Origin of the sequence: Mycobacterium sp. SMC-18 (genome assembly GCF_045310895.1) — a bacterium.
Lineage (GTDB): Bacteria > Actinomycetota > Actinomycetes > Mycobacteriales > Mycobacteriaceae > Mycobacterium.
In genome coordinates this window covers 1-24,691 of sequence record NZ_JBJIAL010000057.1, presented here as the reverse complement: position 1 = coordinate 24,691, position 24,691 = coordinate 1, and the positions used below count along the sequence as shown (strand labels likewise).

Genomic DNA, 24,691 nt, shown 5'->3' with positions numbered 1-24,691 from the left:
CCGTCAGACGGCGATCAACACACCGAAACGGAGGTCGCCTGAAACACCCCGATCCACAGGTATTGACAATTGCTCTGAGCTTGGCGGGGAGGACTGACGATGTCAGAAACACTCGAATCTATGGCGATTGACCTGGATCAACGGCAGCTAGCGGAGCAGCTGCTCGCACAGGCGAAGGAACAAGGCGTCGAGCTGGTCGGCCCGAATGGGCTGCTGAACCAGTTGACCAAGAACGTGCTGGAAACGGCGCTGGATGCCGAGATGGCCGAGCACCTGGGCTATGACAAGCATGACCCGGCTGGCCGCGGCAGCGGTAATTCCCGCAACGGCACCCGGACCAAAACGGTGTTCACCGAGATCGGGCCGGTCGAGATCGACGTGCCGCGGGATACCAACAGCTCGTTCACCCCGCAGATCGTGAAGAAACGTCAACGGCGCCTGACGGGGATCGATGAAATCGTGTTGTCGCTGACGGCAAAGGGATTGACCACTGGGGAGATTGCCGCCCACTTCGGCGACGTCTACGGAGCCACGGTATCCAAGGACACCATCTCGCGGATCACCGACAAGGTGGTCGGCGAGATGACCGAGTGGTGCAACCGGCCGCTGGAGTCGGTGTATCCGGTGGTGTTCATCGATGCGATCTTCGTCAAGGTTCGCGATGGTCAGGTCACCAACCGGCCCATCTACGTCGCGATCGGGGTCACCTGCACCGGTGAGCGCGACATCCTGGGCCTGTGGGCCGGCGATGGCGGTGAGGGCGCAAAATTCTGGTTGGCGGTACTCACAGAGATCAAGAACCGCGGCACCGCCGATGTGTGCATGGTGGTCTGCGATGGCCTCAAAGGGCTGCCGGAGGCGATCAACACGGTGTGGTCCCGCGCGGTGGTGCAGACGTGCGTGATTCATCTGCTGCGTAACACCTTTCGTTACGCGTCGCGTAAGTATTGGGATCAGATCGCCAAGGACATCCGGCCGGTCTACACCGCGGCGACCGAGGCTGCGGCCAAGGAGCGGTTCGTCGAGTTCACCGCCAAGTGGGGTGCGCAGTATCCGGCGATCACGGCGCTGTGGGAGAACGCCTGGAGTGAGTTTGTGCCGTTCCTGGACTACGACGTCGAGATTCGTCGCGTCATCTGCTCGACAAATGCGGTCGAATCGCTCAATGCCCTCTACCGACGGGCGATTCGGGCCCGCGGGCCTTCCCGACCGAACAGGCCGCGCTCAAGTGCCTCTACCTGGTGACCCGATCCCTGGACCCCACCGGCCGCGGTAGGGCACGATGGGCGATGAGGTGGAAGCCCGCACTGAACGCGTTCGCGATCACCTTTAACGGCCGGATCACTCCGACTGGCAACTAACCAAATGCCAGGATCAGATCCACCGTTTATCTGACAGTCCCGGGCGCGGCGGGCCATGACTTACGTTGTGCCGACCGGTTCTCGGTGTGCCGGCGCGGTGGCGGGTGCCCGGCGCCGGGATGGACGTTGAGGCCACCAGCTGGCTTGACCGAGCAGGGTGGCGATGGCGGGGACTGTGAGGGTGCGCACCAGGAAGGTGTCCAGGAGCAGCCCGCAGCCGATGATCAGCCCGACCTGGAACATGATCGCCACCGACCCGATCATGAGGCCGAACATGCTGGCAGCGAAGATCAGGCCGGCCGAGGTGATGACTGATCCGGTGTTGGCGACGGTGCGCAGGACCCCGACGCGCAGGTTGGCCGTGGATTCTTCGCGCAGCCGGGATACCAGGAGCATGTTGTAGTCGGCGCCGACTGCGACCAGGATGATGAACGCCAATAGCGGTACGGGCCAGGCGATTTGGTAGCCGAGAATCCACTGGAAGACGATGACGCCGATGCCCAGGGAGGCCAGGTAGTTCAGGATCACGGTGCCCAGCAGATACAGCGGGGCGATGATGGCACGCAGCAGCGCTACCAGGATCAGCCCGACGATGACCAGGGTGGCGATAGCCAGTTGGGTGAAGTCCGCGGACAGCAGGCGCTGGATGTCGGCGTTGACGGCCGGGAACCCGGCGACCGCCACCCTGGCATCGGTCAGGGTGGTGTTGGGGCGGGCGGCGTTGGCGACGTCGGTGATCTGCTGGGCCAGCCGCATCGCTTGAATGCTGTAGGGGTCGGCGTTGGTGTCGATGGCGAAGCGGGCGGTTTTGCCGTCGGCTGAGACGAAGTGTTTGGCGACGTCGGCGAACTCGCGGTCATCGAAGGTGGTGGCGGGCAGGAAGAAACCGGCAGCGGAGTCCGAGCCGGCGGTGGCGCGTGCCGAGTTCTGTAGTGCGGTGGCGATCGTGCTCATGCCGGTGAGCATCTGGATGTTGCTGTCGGCCAGGGCGTGTACGCCGGTGGCCAGGGCGCGGGATCCGACGGCCAGTTGGCCGATGCCTTGCTGCAGCCGGTGGATGTTGGCGGCCAGATCGGCGGGGTCACCGAGGGTTTTGAACGCGGTGTTCATGGCGGTGACGGTGTGTTGAATGTCGGTGAGGGTGCCGGTCACGGTGGCATCGGTGGCCGGGTTGTAGTGGTCTCCTAGTGTGGCGATCTGGGTGAAAAATCCGTTGTCGCGCAAGGTGACCAGGACCGCGACTTGGTCCCGGATTTGGGCGCATTCGGGGGTCGCCACACACCACGGGGCAGCGTTGAGGGCACCGGCCAGCGGGTCCAGGACACCGATGGCGTTCTCGGCGCGCTGGGCCAGGGGGCGGATGCCGGGGCCGGCTTGGATGGCCTGATCCACACCAGGTGCGGTGGCCGAGAGTTGTTGCAGCAGTGGGCCGAAACGCTGCATGCGGGCGCCGGCAGTGGAGGCCTGAGTGAGCACACCGCCCAGAGGTCCCATGGCGGTGCGCACGGCGGTGTCGAGTTGGGCGAGGCCGTCGGCGAGTTGGTCGGCCCCGTGGGTCAGGGTGTTCAGGTCGGCGCGGTGGGCGTTGGCGTCGGTGACCGATTGGGCCATCTTGTCGCCGATCTGCCGGTTCTGCCAGGACAGTTGGGCTTGCTCCAAGCGGGCGCCCGTGGGTCGGGTGACACCGGCGATCGAGACGACGCCGGGCACTTGAGCGATGCGGGAGGCCATTTGGTCGAGGTCGGCCAGCCCTTTGGCGGTGCGCATGTCGGTCGGGTTCTGCACCACGAGGAATTCGGCCAGGACCATGTCTTTGCGGAAGTGCCGGTTGAGCAGTTGGTAGCCCTGGTTGCTGGCGGTGCTGGCGGGTTGGCCGGCGCGGTCGTCGTAGCTGATGGTCATCGCGGTGGCCGCGGCGGCCAGCAGTCCCAGGATGAGCAGGCTGGCGACCAGCAGCGGTACCGGGCGGCGCACCACCGCGACGGCGACGGCATTCCAGTAGCGGCGGGTGCGGTCGGGTTTGGGTTCGCCGATGCCGCGGCGGGCCGCCACGGCCAGCACCGGGGGCAGCAAGGTCACCGTAGCCACAAATCCGACGGCGACGGCGACCGCGCAGGCCGGACCCAGGGCGGCGAACACGCTCAGCGTGGCGAACACCATGGACAGGAACGCCAACGCGACGGTGGCCGCCGAGGCCAGGATGACGCGGCCGATGCTCGCGGTGGCCGTGATGACCGCCGCCTCCGGTGGCGTTCCGGCGCGGCGTTGTTCGTGGTAGCGGCTGATCAGGAACACCGTGTAGTCGGTGCCGGCGCCGAGCAGGATCGCGGTCATGAACGCCACGGTGAACTGCGAGACCGGCAACCCGGATTGCCCGAGTCCCGAGAGCACGCCCCGCCCCACGGCCAGGCTCAGCGCGATGACCAGCAGCGGCAGCAGCGCGGTGAACAGTGATCGGTACACCATGAGCAGGATCAGCGCGATCAGCCCAGCGGTGGCGATCGACACGAACAGCAAATCGTGTTCGGCAGAAGAGATCTGGTCACTGAACGTCGCGGCCGGGCCGGTGACATGGGCACTGACCCCCGATCCGGTGAACACCGCTGTCGTGATGTCGCGCACCGCGCCCACCGATTCGGCCGCAGTGGGATCGCCGAGCGCGCCGGCAATGCCCACCGGCAGGTACCAGGCTTTCCCGTCCCGGCTGACCGCCTGGGTTCGGGTGACCGGATCGGCGAGCAGATCCTGCACGAGCAGCACGTGGGCATGGTCGGCGCGCAACCGCTCGATCAACACCCCGTACCGCTGACGTGCCTGATCGCTCAGCCCAGCGGGGTCCTCCATCGCCACGAACAGCATCGTTTTGGAGCCCTGCTCGCCGAACGCGGTGCTCATCCGGTCCACGGTCTGAAACGACGGCACATCGCGCGGAATCAGGTCCACCGACTGGCGGCGCACCACCGTTTCCAGCTGCGGGAACAGCAGGGCCAGCAGCACTGCCGCGGCAATCCACCCGCCGATCACCAGAGCCTTGTGGCGCACCGTGAACGTCGCGAGGCGCCCGAGTCGGGCGCTGTATTCCGACGACGCGGACGGGTCGGTGACCCGGCCCCGCCGCGTGGTGCCAGGCCCGTCGGTGCGATCACTCATGCTGCCCCTGCCGTCAAAACGGAACAAAAAGTATCGCTTCGATACTAATTGTTCCATTTCCGGCAGGGAAGCGTTCGTGCATAGTTTTTCCGGCTTCGGGCGCCGAATTAAGTTGCGGCAGCGTTATTTTCGTGGACGATAACGATGCCGGCGCAGCCTCCAGCCCGGCCCTGGCCTGGCGTTTAGACGGCGATACCCCGACACACCAGGGCGGTGATCGCCGCGGTCTGGGCGATCAGAACGTCACGGTCGGGTTTGTGTCCGTAGCGCAGGGCGATGCCGAAAGGGATCGCCACGATCGACTCGGCGGTAGCACCGATGTCGAGGTCGGGGCGGATGTAGCCGCGGTCGATGCCGTGGCGTAGCGCCGCACCCAGGATCGCGGCGCCGCTGTCATACATACGGTGAAACCGCTGCGACATTTCCTGATCCACCCCGGCGGCCTGCACCACGATCAGCTGCAACAGCCGCGGCTCTTCGGCGAGGACATCGGTGTAGGCCATGCCGATTGAGGACAGGTACTGACCGAACTCCTCGATGGAGGTGACCAGGCACGGCGTGGCCTCATCGATGGCAGCGCCCAGCCGGCCGTTGACCTGTCGCACCGCGTGATCGACGATGTCGCGCTTGTTCTCGAAATATCGGTAGAACATCGAGTGCCCCGAGCCGAGCCGCGCGGCGATGTGGCTGATCGAGGTCTGGTGATAGCCCCGCTCAGCGAACTCGGCCAATGCAGCATCAATGACCTCTTCGCGGACCAGCTCGGCGCGTTGGGCGCGCTGACGATCAGCCATCGTGGAGCGCGGTTTGCCCACCGCCGACGCCGCGGCCGTGGAGCTATTGGTCCGCTTACCCATCGCCAGCCTCCCGCACAAGTGGAACAAAAAGTATCCCTCCGATACTAGTTGTTCCACGTTCGCCGGGCGCAGCGTTCGTCAACAAAATTTTGGCGGCCCACGGCGGAGTCGGCAAAGCAATTAGCTTGCGGCAGCGCCAATATCACCGATGGGGAGGTCATGGCGCACGATGCGGACCTGCCCCGGCGGCAGGCAGGCCATGTAGCCGTGCCGTTTGCCGTACAGCTCCCAGGAGGCCCGGTCGCCATCGGGGGTGACATCGATACCGCCCCCGGTCGACAGCACAAGATGCAGCGCGCCGTCGTCGTCGCATTCGGCGTGGGCGCACGTCGCGCCGGCCATGTCGAGCAGGGCGCGGTGCTGCGGCGCGAAGTTGTGCGGGTCGATCACCACCTGTTCCTCGGGATACAGACCCACCGGCGGCAGGGTCAATTTCATCGCGGTGGCGATCACCAACTCGTTGTAGTCGTCGAAGTCGAGCACCAACCCCTCGTGCAACGAAACCCGCTGGATGGTGCAGTGCGTGATCCAAAGAGTGTGCATGACCGGCTCCTTTCGGCACGTCGTTGTGCACAGTCATGGTACAAAAAGTAGCGCAGCGATACCACAAGTTCCGCTATCGAATGTCGGTGCGCAGCAATGCCCCCAGCAGATGGCCGACGGTGCGGTCGATGCGCTCCCGCGCATCGGCGGGGGTGACCCGCCCACTGATCACGGCCGTGAGGTTGGCCAGCCAGATGTCGGCGATCAGACCGGCCAGGTGTCGCTCGCGCGGCGTAGGCGAGGGTCCGCCGAGCGCGCGGGCGAACATGTCCTCGATCACGCCGACGGCGTACTGCACAGCATCGGCCGCGCCGGTATCGGCCACCACGAACGCCCGCACCATCGCATCGGTCAACGCGGGCTCGTCCAGCCACCGTTGATGCAGCCGCACCGTCAACTGCGCCCAGCGCTGCGGTGGGGTCAATTCATCGGCGCTCCAGTCGAATTCGGCGTCCAGGCGCTCAATTTCGCGGGCCAGCACCGTCACCAGCAGATGCGTCTTGGACGAATAGTGCCGATACAGGGAGCTCGCGGCCGTGCCGGCCCGCGCAGCAACCGCACGCATGCGCACACCCTCAAAACCGTGCGCCGAGGCGATCTCCAGCGCCGCGTCGAGGATCTCTTCGCGGCGGCCCGCGACGACCACCGGACTCGGACGCACCGGTGGCGGGCGCAAGTACGTATCAGGCTCGCTCATCTGGACATCGGGCACGCTCATCGCGGCCCACTATCGCGCTCGACGCCGCCGCCGGCGGCGTGGCGCGCGAGGTCGGCGAACATCTCCGTGAACCCGGTGATGTCGCCGTGCGCGGCGAAATGGGCCGCGTCCACAGCGATAAAGACCGCCGCCGCGGTGAACCTGGTGACGCCGTCGCTGCCCACCCCGGTTCCCTCCACGCGTAGCACCCGGCCGCGACGATCCACGACGCGGGCGCGCACACGGTGGGTGTGGTGCAGCGGGACCGGTTGCAGATACTCGATCGTCAAGCTGCGTGTTACCGCCGGGGTGCCGGCGATCCACAGCGTGAAGCCGAGCACGTCATCGCAGGCCGCGGCGATCGCGCCGCCGTGGGCCAGACCGGGAGCACCGATGTGCCGTTCATCGAAGGTCACATCGGCGAACACCTCCGTGCCGTCGCGATAGGCCGTCAACCGCAGGCCATGCGGATTGTCGGGGCCACATCCCATGCACACCGGGGTGTGCGCGGGAAGTTGTTGTGGCACATCCTCATCGGCTACCGAGTCGCTCACGCGGCACCCGCCGGCTCACTCGAACTGGCCGGGGCGGGCACCACCGGCGCAGCCGCCTCGGGTGGCGGTGCTGATCGGCCCGGCGCCCACACGGCAACGATCAATGCCGACACTGCGCTGATCATCGCAAGCACGAAAGCCCCTGTCGCGCAACCATGAACAAACGCCAACTTCGCCTGCGCGACGGCAGCGTCAGCCGCGGGACCGACATGAAGCGCCGCTTGTGCCGCGGCCGCCAGTGAGTCCTCGAATGCAGCGCGCAGCGGCGACGGCAGGGCAGCCGCGGTCGCGCCGACCCGATCGCTGTAGCCGGCGGCCAGCACACTGCCCGCGATGGCAATCCCCATCGCCGCGCCGACTTCGCGGGCCGCATCGTTGACCGCCGCGGCCACCCCATGCTTGTGCACCGGGGTGGCGTCCACCACCGCTGCCGTCGACGGCGCTGTACACAGACCCAAACCGGTCCCCAGCGCCACCAGGGACCACACAATGTCTACATAACCCGAGTGCACGTCGAGCCGGCTCGCCAGAAACATCCCGACCGCCAGCATCCCCAGACCACCCGCCAGCATCACGCGCAACCCCCAGCGTGCCGCCAGCTGCGGTGCCGCCACCGAGACCACCACGATCGGCACAATCAACGGTGTCAGCGCCAACGCCGACCTGATCGGCGAATACCCGCTGATCAGCTGCAGGTACTGCACCAGCAGGAAAAACACCCCGAAAATCACCACGAAATGCAGCACCAGCGACACCGTGCCCGCCGTGAAACTGCGATCGCGAAACAACCTCATGTCCAGCAGCGGGTCAGCACGCCGCAACTCCACCACCGCGAACGCCACCAAACATCCAGCGGCGCAACCAAACAGCGCCATCACCACGGTGTCCGTCCAGCCGCGATGCGGCGCCTCGACAAGAGCGACCACCAGCAGACCGATCGCCAGCGCGATCACTACCGACCCCACCACGTCGATACGAGGATGGGCACCCTCGCGGGAAGTGGGCACTCGCAGCGCCGCGACCAGCAGCAGCACCGCCGCGGCGGCCAGCCCCACGAAAATCGCCCGCCACGACCAAAGTTGCAGCAGCACACCAGAAATCAGCACCCCGACCACTGCACCCGAGGCGGCCACGCCCGCCCAGATGCCCACCGCACGTCGCCGCTGGGCCACCCCGAACTCACCGGTCAGGATCGACAACGTGGACGGCATCACCAACGCCGCACCCACCCCAGCCGCCGCCCGCGCACTGATCAGCCACCACGGGGTGTCGAATGCCAACGGCACCACCGACGCCGCCGCGAACACCGCCAACCCGGCGATCAGCACGCCCCGCCGGCCATAACGGTCGCCGACCGCGCCCGCAGGCAAGACCAGGCACGCGATCGCCAAGGTGTACCCGTCGACTACCCACGTCAGCTGGCTCTGCGTTGCCCCGGTATCAACGGCAATGTTCGGCAACGCGGTATATAGGGCCGCCATCGAACCAATCACCAGCGCCACCGCGGCACACGACACGACTAGGGTCCACTGCTGCCCACGCGAGAATGATCTCTGCTGATCCGGCACGCTCAACACCCCTGTACATTCAGTTTCGCTGCGCTACTCGATGTACCATAACTGAGGTTGTCGACGAACACACCCGGGATCAGCAAAGGAGCCACAGTGAGAAATCAGGCCCCGCCGATACCGGACGACTATGACGAGGACATCGATCCGCGCCGCACGCGGTCACGGAACCGACTGCTCGATGCCGCCGCCAACCTACTCAAGACCGGCGGCGTTGAAGCAGTCACCATCGACGCGGTCACCAAGGCATCCAAAGTCGCCCGCACTACCCTCTACCGCCACTTCAATAGCTCCACCCAGCTACTCGCAGCGACCTTCGAACGCTTACTGCCGCAAGTCATTCCGCCCGAACCCACCAGCGGAACTCTGCGCGAGCGACTCATCGAACTGCTGTCACGCCAAGCCGACCTCCTCGCCGAAGCGCCGGTGCAAGTCACCACCCTCGCCTGGGCGGCCCTGGGCCCCGCCGAAACCCCCAGCGCCGACTCCGAAGGCACCCCGCACGCCAACGCTCACGCGCTGCGCTCCCGCGTCGTCGAGCAATACCGGCAACCCTTCGACAACATCCTGCAAAGCGCCGACGGCCGCCGAGAACTCGGCGACCTAGACGTCGAGCTCGCCATCTGCCAGCTCGTCGGCCCCCTCGTCTTCGCCCGACTGACCGGCATCCGCGCCATCACCCACAACGACTGCATCCGCCTCGTCGACACCTTCATGGACACCTACAGCGTCAACCCAGCCACAACAAGACCCGACGCCAGCTAGAACCAGCGAGCGTCCCACGGATGGAGTGTTCGCAGTAGGCGCACCGCCCAACCCGCATTCACCCTTAACGGAGAACATCAGCGGACGTCACTGCTCCCGATCAGGAACTCCGAAGCCAATGCCTCGGAAAAACACCAGATACCCCGGTGAGCACAGCGCTTACTACATAAGATCTGCAATGCAGCGGTGAACGAAAGCCCCTTGCATCCGCCGACGAGTTCGCGATCCCACTCGACCGACTCGCCGATCTGAGCGAAGTCCTCTCCGCCTATCAAGGCGGTTCTTCAATTCGTCCGTTCGGCGGTCCGCTGACCCATCGAGACCGTCGACGCACAGCTCGCCAAACTCACCGCTGGAGAAGGTCCGGGCGGAAAGCCCACACTGCGGATAGCGACAGCTACCCGAACGGCGTGACTGCGCACGGCATCACTACCGGCCACCCGTCACCATCGAACTTGCCAACGGAGTATCTCGTTAACGGTGTTTCCGGCGGTTTCCATCAGTAGGTCGCGGCTGCCGGGAATCGGTCGCCGAACGTGATTGCAAACGCGTCGAGCGCTGGCTTGCACCGCATCACCCATCGTGCCCTGCCGTGATCGCTCGGTGGAAGCGGGCGATCAAAGACTCAATAGCATTGGCGCTGCAGATGACTCGGCAGATTTCCACGTCGTAGTCCAGGAACGGGATGAAATCCGCCCAGGCGTTGCCCCACAACCGAATCACCGCCGGATACCGCTGGCCCCATTTTTCAGTCAGATCGTCGAACGCGGCCCGGGCGTCGGCGGCGTTGATCGCGGTGTAGGTCGGTTTGGTGTCCCGCTTGATCTCGTCCAAGGACTTGCGGGAAGTGAGCCGAAAAGTGTTGCTGTTTCTCGTAGCCCAGGTGCTCGGTCATCTCTTCATTGAGCGCGATCTCGAGCACCGCTTTAGTCATCTGTTTGAGCAGTCCGTCCGGACCGGTCAGCGATGGCCCCTGTTGCTGGGCCAGCCGCACCAGCTCGACCGCAGCCTGCTGCGCAGCGGAGGGCCCCGACTTTTTCTTCGCCACATCCAGTGGCGTCATCACGGCACCTTCCTCGCCGAGCTTCGCTCAGCGTGTCAGGCCGGAAACACCGATAAATCCACAGTCCCGAAGCTCTGGACACAGCTGACGCCCGGCGTATCCATCGATCATGGCTCGGAGTGGATTCTTCGCACTATTCTTAGCCTGCTTGCCGCCAGCGGGCCCCGAGAGCGCAGCGGAGACGGATTACGCGGGTACGACGAACGGCCGCTAATTCCCGCGATCGCCTCCAGCAGTAACGATCGCGCAACGGAACAACCTTGACGTACTGTCTCATCAGCAATCTATGTCTTGAAAGGCTGAATATGCCGGTGAACTTCGCCACATTCAACGACCGTGTCGCCGAACAGTTGAAGGACTCCACAGTGACCGTCGGCGGACTCGCGGGCTACCTCGGTTTCCGACACACCGAGTTCATCGCCGGCCGACTGGTCGCAGAAATGGACGCCCGAGACGACTTGAAGACACCGTTCGGCAACCTGCACGGCGGCTGCCTGTCCGCCATGGTTGATCACTGCCTCGGTGTCGTGTTCTACCCAGTCATCCCTGAGGGCTCATGGGTTGCGACAACAGAGTTCAAGCTCAACCTGCTTCGGCCCGTATCCGCCGGCAAGTGCGTCGCAGTCGCCGAGATTGTCGCGCTCGGGAGAACCAGCGGCGTTGCTCGGATCGACATCACCAACCAAAGTCGCGCAGTATGTGTCGCCCAGGGCACTGTGACGATCGTGGGCCTGAAGCCGACCTCGTGATCAATGGCGAGCGGAAGGGCTAAAGGGTGACCGCTGCGCTTGAGCGCGTGCCAACCAGCGACGGGCTCACTCTGGCTGTTGACTTCTACCGCTGTGCCGCACCTCGCGCGGTTGTATTGCTACTCCACGGCGGCGGTCAGAGCCGACACGCCTGGGACGTCACAGCACTGCTTTTGCGCGCGCGGATTCACGGTGGCCGCGTATGACGCACGCGGGCACGGTGACAGCGACTGGGATCCCACAGGCCGTTACGATCTGAATCGGCTCGGATCCGATCTGATCGCAGTACGGCCGTACGCGAACCTGGGACGGCCGATCGTGGCCATCGGGGCATCCCTTGGCGGCCTCACCATTCTCGGCAGTCACTTGCTAGCTCCGCCAGACTTGTGGGACGCCGTGATTCTTGTGGACGTCACACCACGTATGGAGATGAAAGGCGCACGGCGCGTCGTCGCCTTCATGTCGGCGCACGCCAACGGGTTCGACAACCTGGAATCCGCCGCCGAGGCCATCGCGGCATACAACCCGCACCGCTCGAGACCGAACAACCTCGACGGACTTCGAAGAGTCCTACATCAACGAAGCGACGGCCGGTGGGTGTGGCGTTGGGATCCCGCGTTCGTGGCATCGAATTTCCAGTTTCTCCAAGGCGACCAGGCAGCCGGGACAGCCGAATTCGAGAAGATGAGCACTTTGTTGGTCGACGGTGCGCAGCGTGTTACGGCACCAACACTCCTCGTGCGCGGGTTGCTGTCCGACGTGGTATCCGACGAAACTGTGAACGATTTCCGCGACCTCGTGCCGCATGCGCGCACTGTCGATGTCACGGGCGCAGGCCATATGATCGCCGGCGATGACAACGCTGTCTTCTCGGAAGCGGTGCTCGATTTCCTCGACGACCTCGTCTAGTGTCCTGAGTCATTAATTACGATCTAGCTGTTAGACTGGGTCGTGCCGACTCCGCGTGCTGCCAAGATTGTGTTGACCGCTGATGAGCGGGCTGAGCTTGAGGGTTGGGCCAGGCGTCGGACTAGTGCTGCAGGCTTGGCGATGCGGTCGCGAATTGTGTTGGCAGCCGCCGATGGTGGGTCCAATACCGAACTGGCGCGGCGGCTGGATCTGTCGATCACCACGGTGCGTCGGTGGCGTAATCGGTTCGTCGTGGACCGCTGCGACGGATTGCTCGACGAGCCGCGCCCGGGCCGGCCGCGTGTCGTGGGTGATGAGCAGATCAAGGATCTGATCACTGCAACGTTGTGTTGGCCGTCGTTGAAGATGACGATGTCGGCGTCATCGGTGTTGATGACGATGCACTGATGAGAACGCCCCGCTCGACTGTGGCGAGCGGGGCGTTTGTGATCTCGGTGACGGGATCCTCGTCGCGGTGACGTGGTCGTCGCCGTGGTGAAGCGGATCGGGTTCAGTCGGTTGCTGTTTCGCTGATGGCGATGCGGGCGGCTTTCTCCCCGACGATGGAGTGCCCGGCGGCGAACGCGGCCGTGAGCGCGTGCAGGGCGAGATTGTTGACCGCACGCGGATGTCCACGGGAGGCGTTGTGGATCAGGGTCATCGCGTCGTCGGCGAACAGCGCATCGGAGCGGCCGGCGATCTTGGTGTGATGCCCGATGTAGTCGGCGGTGTCGGCCGCTGTCATGCCGGGCAGGGTGTAGCGCACGGCGATGCGCTGATCCAACGCGGCCAGAACACCCAGACGCAGTCGGTGCCGCAGGGTGGGTTGCCCGACCAGGACCACGGCGAACGGTGAACCACTGTCCATGTCGTGGTTGGTCAGCAGCCGGATCGCTTCGAGTTGATGGTTGTCGAGCAGGTGGGCTTCATCGACGACTAACACGGGGTTGCGGCCACGTTCAGCGTGCTCGGCGGCCAAGGCGTCTGCGGCTTGGGGAGCCAGCCGGGCGGTGTGAAACGCCGGGGTGTGCCCGAGGGTGGCCACGATGTGGGTGAGCATGCCGCGCACCCCGATGGTGGGGTTGGCGAGGTAGATGATTACGTGCCGCGCCGGATCCAAGGAGGTGGCTGCCGCGCGGATCGCGACGGTTTTGCCAGCGCCGACTTCGCCGGTGATGACGCCGATGGCGCATTGGTCCACACACCAGCCGATGCGGGCGATCGCTTCGCTGTGGCCGGGGTGGCGGTGCAGCATCGACGGCGCCAGATCCCGCCCGAACGGCATCCGTGTGAAGCCCCAATGTGATTGCAACCGTTGAATACTCACGCCGACACCCCGTCCTCGAACTCGTCCTCGGTGGGAGCGAGGTCGGTGATCGAGAGCTGAGCGGCGACCTGGTCGCCGTCGGAGTCGGTTCCGTAGAGGGCGTGATAGCCGATACGTTCATCCTCACGCAGCTGCTCGTGATGGGCGGCAGCGGTCAACGCCAGGTAATCGATCCCCGTCGTTGCCGGCGGGGTCTCGACGGTCTCGGGTCGGGCTTTCGGGTGGGCATGGCGGCTGATGGTGTGCGGTGTCGCGGCACCGAAACTCTGGTCGCGGTGGCGGACCTCGACGGTCTGCAGGTCGAACGGGGAGAACACCAGCTCCACGCGGCGCCCGGCCAGGGCGGGGTCGACCTGGTAGGTGTTGGAATGCAGGGAGACGGTGGCGGTCTTGGTCACCACCCGAAATTCCGACCACAAGAACGCCTCGGTCAGATCCGCCGCCGTCGGCAACTCCGGAGTGTGACCAAGGCGGTCCCAGCCGGTGTCCCAGCGCTCCAGTGGGGATTGCCCGGTCTCGGTATGGGTGCGGCGGTGGTATTCGGTCTCGACCCAGGCCATGAACAGCCGGTTGAGCTCCAACAGCGCACCGGTGTGGTCGACCCCGGCGGCGGCGAGGTCCTCGGTGGTGGTGTCGGTGACCTCAACGAGGAACTGCCCACGCACGGTGCGGAAGAACCGTTCAATCTTGCCCCGTCCCTGCGGGCGCCCGGGCGCCGAATGTACCAGTCGGATACCGAGTTTCGCGCACGCCCGCAGCAGCCAGGCATCGACGAACGCCGAACCATTGTCGACATAAATCGAGGCTGGCACGCCGCGGGCGGCCAGCGCGGGTTTGAGCGCGGCCGCCAGACGCACGGTGTCCTCGGCGAACCCGAACCGGTGACCGACCACCAACCGAGAATGGTCGTCGAGGAAGGCGAACAGGTAGGTCTTGCGGTCACCGACCCGCGGACCGTGCAGAGCGTCGCCGACCCACAGTTCGTTGGGGTCGGCGGCTTCGAACCGGCCGAACACCTCCCTGGCGCCACCGGCGGCCGGGCCCATCAGCTCGCAGCGATGGAAATGGCGCAGCAGGGTCGATTCCGAGGGTGCCCATCCGGTCGCGGTGCGCAGGATGCGGGCCACCTGGGCGGTGGTGCGTGACGGATTCTCCCGCTTCAACGAGGCGGCCAGCTCCAGCACCCCGACATCGGTGCGGGTGGCCAGCCGGCGCGGCTCGGGCACCAACGCTTCGAACCCGCCGGCCCGGTAGCGACGGATCCAACGGTCCAGGGTGGCTCGCGCGATCTGGACCTGGGTGCCGAACGGGTCGATATGGCGACGTTCGGCGATCTCGCGGACCAGCCGACCCCGTTGGCGGGTCGATAACCCCTCGTCCAGCGCCGGGCAGATCAGCTGATACCGGAACAGTCCGATCGCTTGGGCCCGCTCCCGACGCTTGTGCTCCTCCAATGACACCGCAGTGCCCTCCTCGCAGTCGAAGGCCCTGCCCGAAACCAATGCCGGGCAGGTGCCTTCGCGAGGATCACCGATCACGCCGCGCCGCGTCAGAGGCAACTGGTGTTGCGTACCGGACCTACCGCATCCAGGACCAGCCCGGTGAGAGCAGCCGGCCGCCGCTGACCGCGACCAGCACCTGTGCCGGCGTCACCGCGCCCACCAATCCGGCCGGTCCGAACCGCTGCCGGATCGCCGCCGCCGCGGCGTTGACCGCCGCCACCACGTCACCCCAGGGACTGCTCCGCTCGTCGGGAATCGTCACATCGATCCCGACTCGAACCGCCACCATGAGGAACCGCGCCCGAACCGCCTCAAGTCGCCCGCCGGCCCGACGTAGCCAGCCGCGGACCGTGGCCGCCGGAACCCGCAACTGCTCAGCGATCTGCCGATACCCCTGCCCGTGGCCGCGCAGCGACAAAGACTCCCAAATCACCTGTGCCGCATAAGCCCTACGCAGCAACACCGTGACCGGCAACAACACATGGGTCACCAGACACGACCGGCACCGCGCCCGCCGCGGCCGAACCGCACCGGCCAGACCGACGACACGGCGAGTGCGGGCGAATCCCCAGCCGCCAAGAACACCCTGCGAGCACGCCGGGCAGCTGATCTGGCCAGCTGCCAACCGGGACTCGACGCAGACCAGATCAGCCTCTACCGTCACCATCAGTGCCTCCGTGCACTACAGCGCGGCACCCTGCGAGCCCGCCAAGACTTCGGCGGGGTGCCGCGCACCCATCAGTTCCTCATCACACTGATGGTGCACACCACCAAGCTCAAGCCGGCGGGCCACGCCACCGATCACATCGGCAAGATCAATGACGAATGGCCACCCCGTGATAGCCATCCAGAGAGACGGTCAACACGTTGGAAACGACTCCACCGGATGCCACGCATTGGTCGACGCGGTCGATGGCCGATCACCTGGGCTTGAGTCAGTCGATGGTCTCGCGGGTCTGGCGCGCATTCGGATTAGCTCCACACAAACAGGATTCATGGAAACTGTCCAAGGATCCGCTGTTCGTGGAAAAGGTCCGCGACGTGGTCGGTCTGTACCTGGACCCGCCGGAGCGGGCGGTGGTGCTCTGCGTTGACGAAAAGACGCAGATCCAGGCTCTGAACCGCACCCAGCCCGTGTTCCCGATGCTGCCCGGTACCCCAGCGCGGGCCAGTCACGACTACATCCGCCACGGCACCTCGAGCCTGTATGCGGCCTTGAACCTGACCACAGGAACGGTGATCGGCTCACTGCACGCGCGCCACCGCTCCACTGAATTTCTCGCCTTCTTGAAGAAAATCGACGCCGAAGTCCCCGCCGATCTGGATTGTCACGTCGTGCTCGACAACGCCTCCACCCATAAGACCCCCGCCGTAAAACGTTGGCTGACAAGCCATCCCCGCTTTGTGCTGCACTTCACCCCGACCAGCTCATCATGGCTCAACCTGGTCGAACGGTGGTTCGCCGAGCTGACCACCAAGAAACTGCGCCGCGGCACCCACACCTCAGTGCGCCAACTCAACGCCGACATCCGAGCATGGATCGACACCTGGAACGACAATCCGCGCCCCTACGTCTGGACGAAGACCGCCGACCAAATCCTAGCCAGCATCGGGAACTACTGCACTCGAATTAATGACTCAAGACACTAGCTCCTTGATCAACCACTCTGATGCGGCGTCCGGCGCCGTCGCGTTTATCCTGCTCACATGCCCACAGAATCCATGCGGATGTCATTCCGCCGACACATGCGCGACGAGGTGTTGCGGGCGGCCCGAGAACTCACGATCGAGAAAGGGTGGGAGCGAGTCCGAATGAGCGAGGTTGCAGAGCTCGTCGGCGTATCTCGCCCAACTCTGTACAAGGAATTCACCGACAAGCAGGGCCTAGGCGACGCATTGGTTGTCACTGAAGGTCAGCTCTTCTTGGAAGGAATTCACGCCGTCCTTGCATCGCATACCGGTGATATCGGTGGTGGAATCACCGCCGCCGTGGAGTACACGCTCAAGGAAGCTGAGGCCAGTCCTCTGCTGAAAGCCGCGTTGACATCGACCCGTACAACTACAACGGGGACACGCGACAGCGCAACCGGTGTCCTTCCGCTGTTGCCCACATCCGCATCACTGCTTGAGTTGTCATCGGCCGCGCTAATCGCGTGGTTCGGCGAGCACTTCGACCAGCTCGATCCCGAGGACGTCAATGAAGTGGCCGACGTACTGGTCCGGCTCACCGTCAGCCACCTCGTGCTGCCAGCCGCCGACGCCCACACCACCGGGCGGCGAATCTCGCAGGTAGCACTGCGCTATCTGGCCCCGCGATAGCGGTGGATCAATGATCGGCCTGTCACGCGCGAGGCACTGGCGGCCACCGCCACCGTTGCACCGCTATTGTCCAAGGCCGCATAGTCAATGAGATCAGCTGTTCAAGAGGCACTCTCCGAAGGCAACAGATCGCTGCCGATGCCTCTGCCAGCTTCAACTATGCACTTTTAGGCACAAGCAGGCCGAGTAAGCACTTGCCGATGGCGTCGTCAGAAACAGCGTCGACTCTAACTCATCACTTCACGCGTGCATTGAAAATACGAGGCGTACAGCAGATTTCACTGGGGCATGGTCGGCCGATCCGAGTTCAAACCCTGGTCTCAGCCCGGTCTCGTCGCGAGACGCAAAATGCGCGGCGACGGTCAGCGAAGAGTTGGGGGCGCCGAAGAGTTGATTGCCCTACCCACATGCTCGTACTTCATCCTCTGGGGCCGCCTCTCAACAGCAACTGAATTCTGATCAGTGTCGCGCGCTCTGGTCACGATTCAGTTGCCGCCGACACCGCCAAGCCGATTCCCGTAGGAGTGTCACACCGGCTGCAGTTTGGGTGGCTCGACTTGCCCAAAATGTAGTCGATCCTGGGCCACCCGCCCGCTCACTTCTAGACCGAGCCGACACCGCCATGCACACATAAGACTACGCTTGCAAAAGGGCACTTCTGTCGATATATTTACTTTCAATATATATCTGTAAACGTGCCGCGCCGTCAGGTCGGACACACAGAGCTGCCTCCTCCCGAAAGGTCAGAGCGAACATGCTTGAAGACAAAGCTTCTCGGAATACTCGCGTTCTACCAACACCACGACGAGTGACGTTTGCGATGCCGTCAGGGAATCGCCGACAGCATTTCGTAGACGACGATCTTGTGATGAGTCATTTCATAGCCGTACTATCGGCGACGTTTCCGGAGGGAGAAGATTTCTTCATACGATCAGTGCGCCAATTCCGAACTTCGGTGATCGACGCAAGCCTGCAAGAGGCGGTAAAAGGCTTTGTGGGCCAAGAAGCGACGCACCGATACCAGCATCGACTATTGAACGAGCGCCTTCAGACCATGGGATATCCCACCGCGCGTATTGACCGCCACGTAGGCAGGCTGATAGAGCGACTCGAAAAGCGTCTTTCTCCAGCGATGCGACTGTCACTGACCTCAGCGTTAGAGCATTATACCGCAACACTGGCGGAGATAATCCTCACTAGCGAAAGCGCCCGCCAACTCATCGGCAATGGCGAAGTGAGATCGATTCTTCTTTGGCATGCGTTTGAAGAGTCCGAACATAAGGCGGTGGCTTTCGATGTCTATCAAACAATCGGGGGCACCGAGCAGATGCGTATCCGCGGCATGCGCATCGCTTCGGTAATCCTTTTCGCCGAGTTGTTCGCCCATACGGCCCTTTCAATGGCCGCAGATCGCGCGTCCTACAATCCCATTCGCCTGTTGCGCAGCCTCTATCGATTTTCCCGTAGCCCGATTTTTACTGCGGACGCACTGCGGCGCTTTCGCTCTTACACGCAACGCGGCTTCCATCCAGACGACTGGGATAGTACCGCGGTCTTGGAATACTGGAGCCGAGAATTGTTCGAAGCAGATGGATCGCAGAAGTCCGTCGGCCCGTAGCTGAGTGGCCGACGCACGTCGTCTCGGTTACAGCGGGTCGACGCCAAGTACAGCGTGACCCATTTGAGTCAGTAGCGCAGTTGTGCGCTCGGTCGCCATCCCGGTTTCACCGTACTGAAGCGTCGACTGGATGGCGCCGATCGCTCCGTGCACTACGACACGTAGGCCGATTTCGTCTAGTTCGGGACGCAACTCACTCAGTACGTGCACCCACTCCTCAAGATACAGACGTTGTTTGCGGCGCAACCGGCTGCGGTGCTGCGCAGTGAGATTGTGAAGTTCACGGTAGTAGACGATGGCAAGCTCGCGTTGATCCAAGACGAGGGCTACGTGGTCTGCCACTAGCGCTGTCAGCGCCTCGGTCTCGCTTTTACTTTTCTCCACAATCAAAGAAGCGCGTCGCAGCAGGGAATCGATCACCTGCTCGAAGAGTGCCGTCAGTAAGCTTGCTTTGCTGTCGAAGTGACGATAGATCGCCGGACCGACGACACCAGCAGAATCGCCGATATCCGCCATCGACGCCGCGTGGTATCCGCGGTCGGCGATCTGCTGCGCGGCCGCCGCGAGAATCCTCTCCCGACGTTGATCTCCTTTACCGCGACTGTGAGCGACTGTCATGTGCGTTGGCGACCAGCCCTTTCGCCGAATTGGTGGAATTTATCATGCCACACAAGGGGTTGAACAAAATGTTAACACCGACTCATCAGGGAAGCCCACTGGCTTAGTGGAGATTCAGATCTGATGGCCCGCGATCGTGCCGGCGAGCCGATGGCCGAGCGCGCCGGCTGTGCAGCGTCTTTGATGGCGCTAAGTGAAAGTTCCCAGTTTCTCCCGGTGCGGCCGTTGCCTGTCGTCCTGCGTGACGAGATGGCATGACCACAGTGGACGTTAGCGGGGTTGTGTCCGGAATCCGGTGTAAATAGGGAGGACGGGCGTAGGTTCCGCTTCACGACCTGCAAGTCTGTGAAGAAGGAGTCGCGCCCGTGCCTGTTCGAGTATCAGCCCATCGACCGTATCCGCACCAAGATCCACGCCTTGTTTGGCGAGGATCGCGAGCTGCCGGAGATCCTTGAAGAAGTCGCCCGCCTGGGCGCCCAGCTTTGATGCAGGCGGCCCTGGAGGCCGAGGTCACCGAGTTCCTTGGCCGCGAACGCTACCAACGCACCGCCGCCTGTCCCGACGCTAACGACGGTTCACGCAACGGGTATCGGCCGGTGACGGTCAAAACCATCACCGGGCCGGTCACGCTGGAGCGGTCAAAGGTGCGCGGCAGGACCGCAGCGTTCGCGTCGCGGTTGTTCAGCAAGCACGTGACGAAAACCAACGCGCTGGAGACGCTGGTGATCGCCTCGTTCGTGCGCGGGCTGTCGGTGCGCGACGTGGAGGCCACCCTGGTGAAACACTCGGTGATCCGGCCGCGATCTCCAAATCCACGGTGCTGGAAGTGTGCAAGGCGATTCGAGCCGAATACCAGTCGTGGGCGCGTCGCCGACTCGACGAGATCACGCTGGACTACTTGTTTTTAGACGCCAGCTTCTTTCGGATGCACCCCGGGTCACCGGCCGAGCCGATGTTGGCCGCCTGGGGCATCACTACCGAGGGCAAGCCGGTGTTCGTTGGGTTGACCCCCGGGACCGGCGAGTCGACCGGCGTGTGCCGATTTCCTGACCGATCTGCGCGAACGCGGCCTTGGCTGTCCGCTGCTGGTCGTCTTTGACGGCGCCAAGGGCCTGATTGCGGCAATCGAACAGATCTACCCAAAAGCGTTGCCCCACAGATGTCTTATTCATCGACTTACGCCATCAGCCTGGAGTGGGCGGTACTCGACCGAGCCTCGGCCGATTGGCGCGGGCTGACCATGACACCGGTCGGCACCCGATTGCTGCAAGACTTACGCCGATCACTGCTTGACCCACCCCGTGAACTGCGGCCGCCGCCCGCCTCCATGAGTTCCAACACCGGCTCCGCAGAGCCCATTTCGGCCACCGCGTAGCGACCTCGGGTCGCGACGCCGGTACGACTCAGTAAGGGATCGCCGCTATACGTGTGAGGGTCTACCTGCCCGCATCTGCCAGCTTTTACCGCTGGCCATGATGGCTGGCGGTGACCAGGTCGATCGGTGGGATGTAGCCGGTGATGCTGTTGATGGTGCGATGCAGGCCGTGGTGCAGCGCGTCGATGTCGCAGCGGGCCAGGCCGCCAGCGGTGGCGATGACGTGTTCGGTGGTGAACGCTAGGTCGTTGATGGTGCCCAGGATGCGGCGGTCGGCGGTCTTGGCCACGGCCACCTGCTGGGGGCAAGATTGCCGAGCGTATCGGCGGGCAGCCCTTCGGCTTGCAGCGCGGCCTGGATCGCCGAGACGACGGGCGGTCCGATCGGGCGCAGCCCCGCGGCGGTGACGTTCGGCATGAACACCGGGAACAAGGTCCCGGCATGGGTCACCAGCAGGCATTTGCGCCGGTCGATCCAGACCAGGTGGGCATACCAGTCCCGCGCGCACGCTTCGCCGATGGCCGGCTCAGACACCCCCAGCAGCGCCAACACCTTGGCGGTACATCGCAACATCACGAGTCATGATGGCAGGCAAAGCCACCGACGGTCGGTACGCAAGAACACCGTGGCTTGGCGCCGGTACAGTGTGGCGACGTGTTGGTCGCTGATCTGCATCACTTCCTCGACATGCCGGGGTGTGCTGCACGTATAGGTGACATCTGAGTTGGCTTGCCGGGACCGTCGGGCCTATCCGAATTTCGGTGTAAATGGTGGTTTCCCTAGCCTCGGTTGAGGTCGTGCATCCTGTCGGCGAATGTTACCGCGAGCGCGTTCAAAGCGGGCTTCCATCGCACTGCCCATCGCTGCTGGCCAGTGCCTTTCGGATCCAGTGATCGGGTCACCAGATACAGACATTTGAGTGCGGCAGCCTCGGAGGGCACATGCCCACGTGCCTTAATGGCCCGCCGGTAGCGGGCGTTGAGTGACTCAATCGCATTGGTACTGCGCAACACTCGGCGAATCTCGGTGGGATAGTCCAAGAACGGAATGAACTCGTTCCAGCAGGACCGCCACATCCGGATCAACGCCAGATAGCGTGCGCCCCACTGCTCGTTGAGGTGCTCGAGCGCGTCCTCGGCAGCGGTAACCGACGGTGCGGTGTAGATCGGCCGCAGATCGCGTTTGAGCCCGTCCCAGGTCTGGCGCGGCAGGTAACGGAAGCTATTGCGAATGAGGTGCACGGTGCAGGCCTGCACGATGGTGGCCGGCCACACCTCGCTTATTCGAATCGGGCAGCCCCTTGAGTCCGCCACAGACCAGGAAAACACGTCGGTGACGCCCCTGTTGCTCAGGTCGGTCAGCACCGCGAACCAGAATTTGGCTGATTCCCCGTGCTCGTCACCGGCCCAGAGCCCGAGCACATCCTTGTGGCCGGCTAGGTCCACGCCGATCGTGGCGTAGAACGGCCGGTTGGCGACCTGCCCGTCGCGGACTTTCACGCTCAGTGCGTCGACGATTACTGCGGCGTAGATCGTCTCCAGCGGCCGGGCCACCCAGTCGGACATGTCACCGATGATCTTGTCGGTGATCCGGCTGATCGTATCTTGAGAGATTGTGGTGTCGTAGAGCTCGGCGAAGTGCGCGGCGATCTCCCCTGTGGTTATACCCTTGGCATACAACGACAACACGATCTCATCGACCCGGGTCAACCGCCGCTGACGCTTACCAACGATCTGCGGCTCGAACGTGCCGTCCCGGTCCCGGGCACCACAATGTCGATCTGGCCGACGGTGTCAGTGAGCACCGTCTTGGTGCGCGTACCGATACGGGAGTTGGCACCGTTTCGGCCAGCCGGGTCGTGCTTGTCATAGCCCAGGTGAACGGCCAGTTCTTCCAGCGCAGTCTCGACCACCGTCTTGGTCAACGCCCGAAGCACCCCGTCGGTGGTACCGGCGAACGACACCCCGCAGGCCTGCAACAGGCGCACCAGCTCCCGCGCGGTCGCCAGCTCATCCGGTGCGGGTGAGCTCGCCATGGACACATCATCGTGAGTATCAGCTGCAGAGGACACAGCCCTCATCGTCTCGGTCACTGTGGACCCTTCCCACCAAGCTCACGCTCGGCGTATTGGGCCATTTACACCGAATCCCGCAAACTCCCCCCAAGTATTCACTTGCGGCGCCGAAGCGGGCCACGACCGAAGCGTGGTGACGGCAGTTGGTAAGCGCGTCTTCACTTCCAGCCGGCGTTCTCTACAGCGATTGTCGCGAGCACGTTCGACGCTCACTCGATCATCGACGAGCGATTCGAGCGCTCTTGTGAGTACAGGGTTCGAAAGTACCAGGTATCTACCGCTCGATACACGAGCAAGCCTAGCGCGATGGTAGTGATAGTTGCGATGAAACGACATCAGGATGGGTAAGTCCCCTGGCATGGTGGGGTTTCGGGACCGGGGGGTGACAGTGCGGGATCCTTGGCCGGGTGTTGGGGTTGACCCCTGATGGTGGACATCTGATCGCGGTACTGCTGGTCCTGCGGGGAGGATGTTCCCGTGTCGGGAAACCGCAAGAAGTACGCCCCGGAGTATCGCGAGCAGGCCGTGCGCCTGGTTGTCGATACCGGTCGGCCCGTTGCGGACGTAGCCGCAGAGATCGGTGTCGGAGATCAATTGCTCGGCCGGTGAGTCGCCACCGCCAGAGCACGTTCGGCATCCGATAATCCCGAGGTGCTCGACGATGATGAACGCAAAGAGTGAGAACGGTTACGCACAGAGAACGCCGAATTGCGTTTGGACCGTGCGTTTTTGATAAGGACGCAGCCTTCTTCGCCTCCGAACAGAACTGGTAGAGATGTACCGGATCATCGAAGCGGAGAAGGCCAACTTCACGATCGTGCGGATGACTGGACTGTTGGAGGTGTCCCGGTCGGGCTTCTACAAGTGGCGCACAGCCCGTGCGGCGGGGCCCACGCCGGCCCAGCAGCGCCGTGAGGCGATCGACGTCAAGGTCAAGGGTTTCCACGACGCCTCCGATCAGGTGTACGGCGCACCGCGCATCCTGGCCGATCTGCGTGAAGACGGGGAGGTGATCTCCCGCAAGACGGTGGCGGCCTCGATGCGCCGCCAACGCCTGGCCGGGATCAGCCCGCGGAAGTTCACCCCGGTGACCACCGTGGTGGACCTCGACGCACACCGCCCCAACGACCTGGTCAACCGTCGATTCGACCGCGGTGAGCTCGACAAGGTCTGGACCTCGGACATCACGTACTTGCCTACCGGTGAGGGCTGGCTGTACCTGTGCGCGGTTCGACGACGGGTGCTCGCGGCGGGTCCTGGGTTGGGCAGTCGAGGACCACATGCGCACCGATCTGGTGGAGTCCGCACCGTCGATGGCAGTGGCGCTGCGTGGGGCCTTGCCCGCACAGGTCATCTTCCACGCTGACCGTGGCACGCAGTACACCCTGGGACAAGATACGCCTGGCCCACCAAGCACGCTGCCAGGCTCGCAGTCGGCGACTGGATCGAACGGATCTACAACCGCCGACGAAGGCACTCCAAGATCGGCATGATCAGCCCAATCGACTTCGAGCACCGCCATCATCAGACGGCACAAGCCGCCTGACCCCGTGTCCACCATCCGGGGAGGAATTGTCAATACCTGTGGATCGGCTTGTTTCAGGCGACCTCCGTTCCAGTTGATTCGGTCGGTGCCGAGTCC

The 24,691-nt window shown here is 64.0% G+C and carries 20 protein-coding genes and 8 pseudogenes; 13 read left to right on the top strand and 15 right to left on the bottom strand.

Features of this window, described 5'->3' with window-relative positions; all coding sequences use genetic code 11:
- Positions 1-120 precede the first annotated feature (120 nt).
- Positions 121-1,361, top strand: a pseudogene (locus ACJH6J_RS27825) (IS256 family transposase).
- A 60-nt stretch (positions 1,362-1,421) separates the two neighbouring features.
- Here ACJH6J_RS27825 and ACJH6J_RS27820 read toward each other — a convergent pair.
- The 6 genes from ACJH6J_RS27820 to ACJH6J_RS27795 all read right to left on the bottom strand — a co-directional run bounded on the left by ACJH6J_RS27820 (position 1,422) and on the right by ACJH6J_RS27795 (position 8,664).
- Positions 1,422-4,511, bottom strand: a complete 3,090-nt coding sequence (locus tag ACJH6J_RS27820; protein ID WP_406804860.1) for an RND family transporter — start codon at positions 4,509-4,511, stop codon at positions 1,422-1,424.
- Between the two features lie 182 nt (positions 4,512-4,693).
- A complete protein-coding gene (locus ACJH6J_RS27815; RefSeq protein ID WP_406776282.1) occupies positions 4,694-5,368 on the bottom strand; it encodes a TetR/AcrR family transcriptional regulator in 675 nt (224 codons plus the stop codon).
- 120 nt (positions 5,369-5,488) lie between these two features.
- A complete protein-coding gene (locus ACJH6J_RS27810) occupies positions 5,489-5,911 on the bottom strand; it encodes a DUF6188 family protein (protein ID WP_318986918.1) in 423 nt (140 codons plus the stop codon).
- A gap of 73 nt (positions 5,912-5,984) precedes the next feature.
- Positions 5,985-6,629: a TetR family transcriptional regulator gene (locus tag ACJH6J_RS27805; RefSeq protein ID WP_318986919.1), complete on the bottom strand. Its 645-nt coding sequence runs from the start codon at positions 6,627-6,629 to the stop codon at positions 5,985-5,987.
- On the bottom strand, positions 6,626-7,099 hold the full coding sequence (locus ACJH6J_RS27800; protein ID WP_318986950.1) for a PaaI family thioesterase: 474 nt from the start codon (positions 7,097-7,099) through the stop codon (positions 6,626-6,628). Before ACJH6J_RS27800 ends, ACJH6J_RS27805 begins: the two co-directional genes overlap by 4 nt.
- A 59-nt stretch (positions 7,100-7,158) precedes the next feature.
- On the bottom strand, positions 7,159-8,664 hold the full coding sequence (locus ACJH6J_RS27795; RefSeq protein WP_346414624.1) for an MFS transporter: 1,506 nt from the start codon (positions 8,662-8,664) through the stop codon (positions 7,159-7,161).
- 162 nt (positions 8,665-8,826) lie between these two features.
- Here ACJH6J_RS27795 and ACJH6J_RS27790 point away from each other — a divergent pair, with 162 nt between their 5' ends.
- On the top strand, positions 8,827-9,495 hold the full coding sequence (locus ACJH6J_RS27790) for a TetR/AcrR family transcriptional regulator (protein ID WP_318986951.1): 669 nt from the start codon (positions 8,827-8,829) through the stop codon (positions 9,493-9,495).
- A gap of 499 nt (positions 9,496-9,994) precedes the next feature.
- Here the strand turns inward: ACJH6J_RS27790 and ACJH6J_RS27785 are convergent.
- Both ACJH6J_RS27785 and ACJH6J_RS27780 read right to left on the bottom strand, forming a co-directional pair.
- Positions 9,995-10,359: pseudogene (locus tag ACJH6J_RS27785) on the bottom strand (transposase); the annotation flags it as partial.
- Positions 10,244-10,558, bottom strand: a complete 315-nt coding sequence (locus tag ACJH6J_RS27780; protein ID WP_406776281.1) for a transposase — start codon at positions 10,556-10,558, stop codon at positions 10,244-10,246. The pseudogene ACJH6J_RS27785 and the gene ACJH6J_RS27780, both read right to left, overlap by 116 nt.
- 311 nt (positions 10,559-10,869) lie before the next feature.
- Between ACJH6J_RS27780 and ACJH6J_RS27775 the strand changes: the two genes are divergently transcribed.
- The 3 genes and pseudogenes from ACJH6J_RS27775 to ACJH6J_RS27765 form a co-directional block, all read left to right on the top strand.
- Positions 10,870-11,307 (top strand): PaaI family thioesterase, encoded by a 438-nt coding sequence (locus ACJH6J_RS27775; RefSeq protein ID WP_061003656.1) that lies wholly within the window; start codon positions 10,870-10,872, stop codon positions 11,305-11,307.
- Positions 11,308-11,333: 26 nt separating this feature from the next.
- Positions 11,334-12,216: pseudogene (locus ACJH6J_RS27770) on the top strand (alpha/beta fold hydrolase).
- A 42-nt stretch (positions 12,217-12,258) separates the two neighbouring features.
- Positions 12,259-12,564, top strand: a pseudogene (locus tag ACJH6J_RS27765) (helix-turn-helix domain-containing protein); the annotation flags it as partial.
- Positions 12,565-12,727: 163 nt separating this feature from the next.
- Here the strand turns inward: ACJH6J_RS27765 and ACJH6J_RS27760 are convergent.
- The 4 genes from ACJH6J_RS27760 to ACJH6J_RS27745 form a co-directional block, all read right to left on the bottom strand.
- A complete protein-coding gene (locus ACJH6J_RS27760) occupies positions 12,728-13,501 on the bottom strand; it encodes an ExeA family protein (protein ID WP_226522213.1) in 774 nt (257 codons plus the stop codon).
- Between the two features lie 38 nt (positions 13,502-13,539).
- Positions 13,540-15,003 (bottom strand): DDE-type integrase/transposase/recombinase, encoded by a 1,464-nt coding sequence (locus ACJH6J_RS27755; RefSeq protein WP_071289796.1) that lies wholly within the window; start codon positions 15,001-15,003, stop codon positions 13,540-13,542.
- A 118-nt stretch (positions 15,004-15,121) separates the two neighbouring features.
- Positions 15,122-15,712, bottom strand: a complete 591-nt coding sequence (locus tag ACJH6J_RS27750; protein ID WP_061000565.1) for a hypothetical protein — start codon at positions 15,710-15,712, stop codon at positions 15,122-15,124.
- A gap of 15 nt (positions 15,713-15,727) precedes the next feature.
- Complete coding sequence (locus tag ACJH6J_RS27745; protein ID WP_160109707.1) at positions 15,728-15,892, bottom strand: hypothetical protein; 165 nt, start codon at positions 15,890-15,892, stop codon at positions 15,728-15,730.
- A 17-nt stretch (positions 15,893-15,909) separates the two neighbouring features.
- Here ACJH6J_RS27745 and ACJH6J_RS27740 point away from each other — a divergent pair.
- The 3 genes and pseudogenes from ACJH6J_RS27740 to ACJH6J_RS27730 form a co-directional block, all read left to right on the top strand.
- A pseudogene (locus tag ACJH6J_RS27740) lies at positions 15,910-16,695 on the top strand (IS630 family transposase); the annotation flags it as partial.
- A gap of 96 nt (positions 16,696-16,791) precedes the next feature.
- Positions 16,792-17,364 carry a TetR family transcriptional regulator gene (locus ACJH6J_RS27735; RefSeq protein WP_318986952.1) on the top strand — a complete coding sequence of 191 codons (573 nt, stop codon included), beginning with the start codon at positions 16,792-16,794 and terminating at the stop codon, positions 17,362-17,364.
- A 754-nt stretch (positions 17,365-18,118) separates the two neighbouring features.
- Positions 18,119-18,982, top strand: a complete 864-nt coding sequence (locus tag ACJH6J_RS27730) for a metal-dependent hydrolase (RefSeq protein ID WP_071288462.1) — start codon at positions 18,119-18,121, stop codon at positions 18,980-18,982.
- Positions 18,983-19,009: 27 nt separating this feature from the next.
- Here the strand turns inward: ACJH6J_RS27730 and ACJH6J_RS27725 are convergent, their stop codons facing one another.
- Positions 19,010-19,600 (bottom strand): TetR/AcrR family transcriptional regulator, encoded by a 591-nt coding sequence (locus ACJH6J_RS27725; protein WP_318986924.1) that lies wholly within the window; start codon positions 19,598-19,600, stop codon positions 19,010-19,012.
- A gap of 345 nt (positions 19,601-19,945) precedes the next feature.
- On the opposite strand from ACJH6J_RS27725, the gene ACJH6J_RS27720 reads away from it, so the two are divergent.
- Genes ACJH6J_RS27720 through ACJH6J_RS27705 form a run of 4 tightly spaced genes read left to right on the top strand, consistent with a single transcriptional unit; the run spans position 19,946 to position 20,838 of the window.
- On the top strand, positions 19,946-20,086 hold the full coding sequence (locus tag ACJH6J_RS27720; RefSeq protein ID WP_318986925.1) for a hypothetical protein: 141 nt from the start codon (positions 19,946-19,948) through the stop codon (positions 20,084-20,086).
- Positions 20,086-20,508, top strand: coding sequence for a transposase (locus ACJH6J_RS27715; RefSeq protein ID WP_318986926.1), 423 nt, complete (start codon positions 20,086-20,088; stop codon positions 20,506-20,508). Before ACJH6J_RS27720 ends, ACJH6J_RS27715 begins: the two co-directional genes overlap by 1 nt.
- Complete coding sequence (locus ACJH6J_RS27710) at positions 20,418-20,699, top strand: hypothetical protein (protein ID WP_406785141.1); 282 nt, start codon at positions 20,418-20,420, stop codon at positions 20,697-20,699. Before ACJH6J_RS27715 ends, ACJH6J_RS27710 begins: the two co-directional genes overlap by 91 nt.
- Positions 20,647-20,838 carry a transposase gene (locus ACJH6J_RS27705; RefSeq protein ID WP_406785142.1) on the top strand — a complete coding sequence of 64 codons (192 nt, stop codon included), beginning with the start codon at positions 20,647-20,649 and terminating at the stop codon, positions 20,836-20,838. Before ACJH6J_RS27710 ends, ACJH6J_RS27705 begins: the two co-directional genes overlap by 53 nt.
- A gap of 222 nt (positions 20,839-21,060) precedes the next feature.
- Here ACJH6J_RS27705 and ACJH6J_RS27700 read toward each other — a convergent pair.
- Together ACJH6J_RS27700 and ACJH6J_RS27695 are read right to left on the bottom strand one after the other, a co-directional pair.
- A pseudogene (locus tag ACJH6J_RS27700) lies at positions 21,061-21,548 on the bottom strand (DUF6933 domain-containing protein).
- A 206-nt stretch (positions 21,549-21,754) separates the two neighbouring features.
- Positions 21,755-23,010: pseudogene (locus ACJH6J_RS27695) on the bottom strand (IS256 family transposase).
- A gap of 516 nt (positions 23,011-23,526) precedes the next feature.
- On the opposite strand from ACJH6J_RS27695, the pseudogene ACJH6J_RS27690 reads away from it, so the two are divergent.
- Positions 23,527-24,595: pseudogene (locus tag ACJH6J_RS27690) on the top strand (IS3 family transposase).
- Positions 24,596-24,691 lie beyond the last annotated feature (96 nt).

Excerpts from the sequence above, each read along its gene's own strand:
- ACJH6J_RS27820 (WP_406804860.1), bottom strand. The coding sequence starts at position 4,511 with ATGAGTGATCGCACCGACGGGCCTGGCACCACGCGGCGGGGCCGGGTC.
- ACJH6J_RS27815 (WP_406776282.1), bottom strand. The coding sequence starts at position 5,368 with ATGGGTAAGCGGACCAATAGCTCCACGGCCGCGGCGTCGGCGGTGGGC.
- ACJH6J_RS27810 (WP_318986918.1), bottom strand. The coding sequence starts at position 5,911 with ATGCACACTCTTTGGATCACGCACTGCACCATCCAGCGGGTTTCGTTG.
- ACJH6J_RS27805 (WP_318986919.1), bottom strand. The coding sequence starts at position 6,629 with ATGAGCGTGCCCGATGTCCAGATGAGCGAGCCTGATACGTACTTGCGC.
- ACJH6J_RS27800 (WP_318986950.1), bottom strand. The coding sequence starts at position 7,099 with ATGGGATGTGGCCCCGACAATCCGCATGGCCTGCGGTTGACGGCCTAT.
- ACJH6J_RS27780 (WP_406776281.1), bottom strand. The coding sequence starts at position 10,558 with ATGACGCCACTGGATGTGGCGAAGAAAAAGTCGGGGCCCTCCGCTGCG.
- ACJH6J_RS27760 (WP_226522213.1), bottom strand. The coding sequence starts at position 13,501 with ATGCCGTTCGGGCGGGATCTGGCGCCGTCGATGCTGCACCGCCACCCC.
- ACJH6J_RS27750 (WP_061000565.1), bottom strand. The coding sequence starts at position 15,712 with ATGGTGACGGTAGAGGCTGATCTGGTCTGCGTCGAGTCCCGGTTGGCA.
- ACJH6J_RS27745 (WP_160109707.1), bottom strand. The coding sequence starts at position 15,892 with ATGGCTATCACGGGGTGGCCATTCGTCATTGATCTTGCCGATGTGATC.
- ACJH6J_RS27735 (WP_318986952.1), top strand. The coding sequence starts at position 16,792 with ATGCGCGACGAGGTGTTGCGGGCGGCCCGAGAACTCACGATCGAGAAA.
- ACJH6J_RS27730 (WP_071288462.1), top strand. The coding sequence starts at position 18,119 with ATGCTTGAAGACAAAGCTTCTCGGAATACTCGCGTTCTACCAACACCA.
- ACJH6J_RS27725 (WP_318986924.1), bottom strand. The coding sequence starts at position 19,600 with ATGACAGTCGCTCACAGTCGCGGTAAAGGAGATCAACGTCGGGAGAGG.
- ACJH6J_RS27715 (WP_318986926.1), top strand. The coding sequence starts at position 20,086 with ATGCAGGCGGCCCTGGAGGCCGAGGTCACCGAGTTCCTTGGCCGCGAA.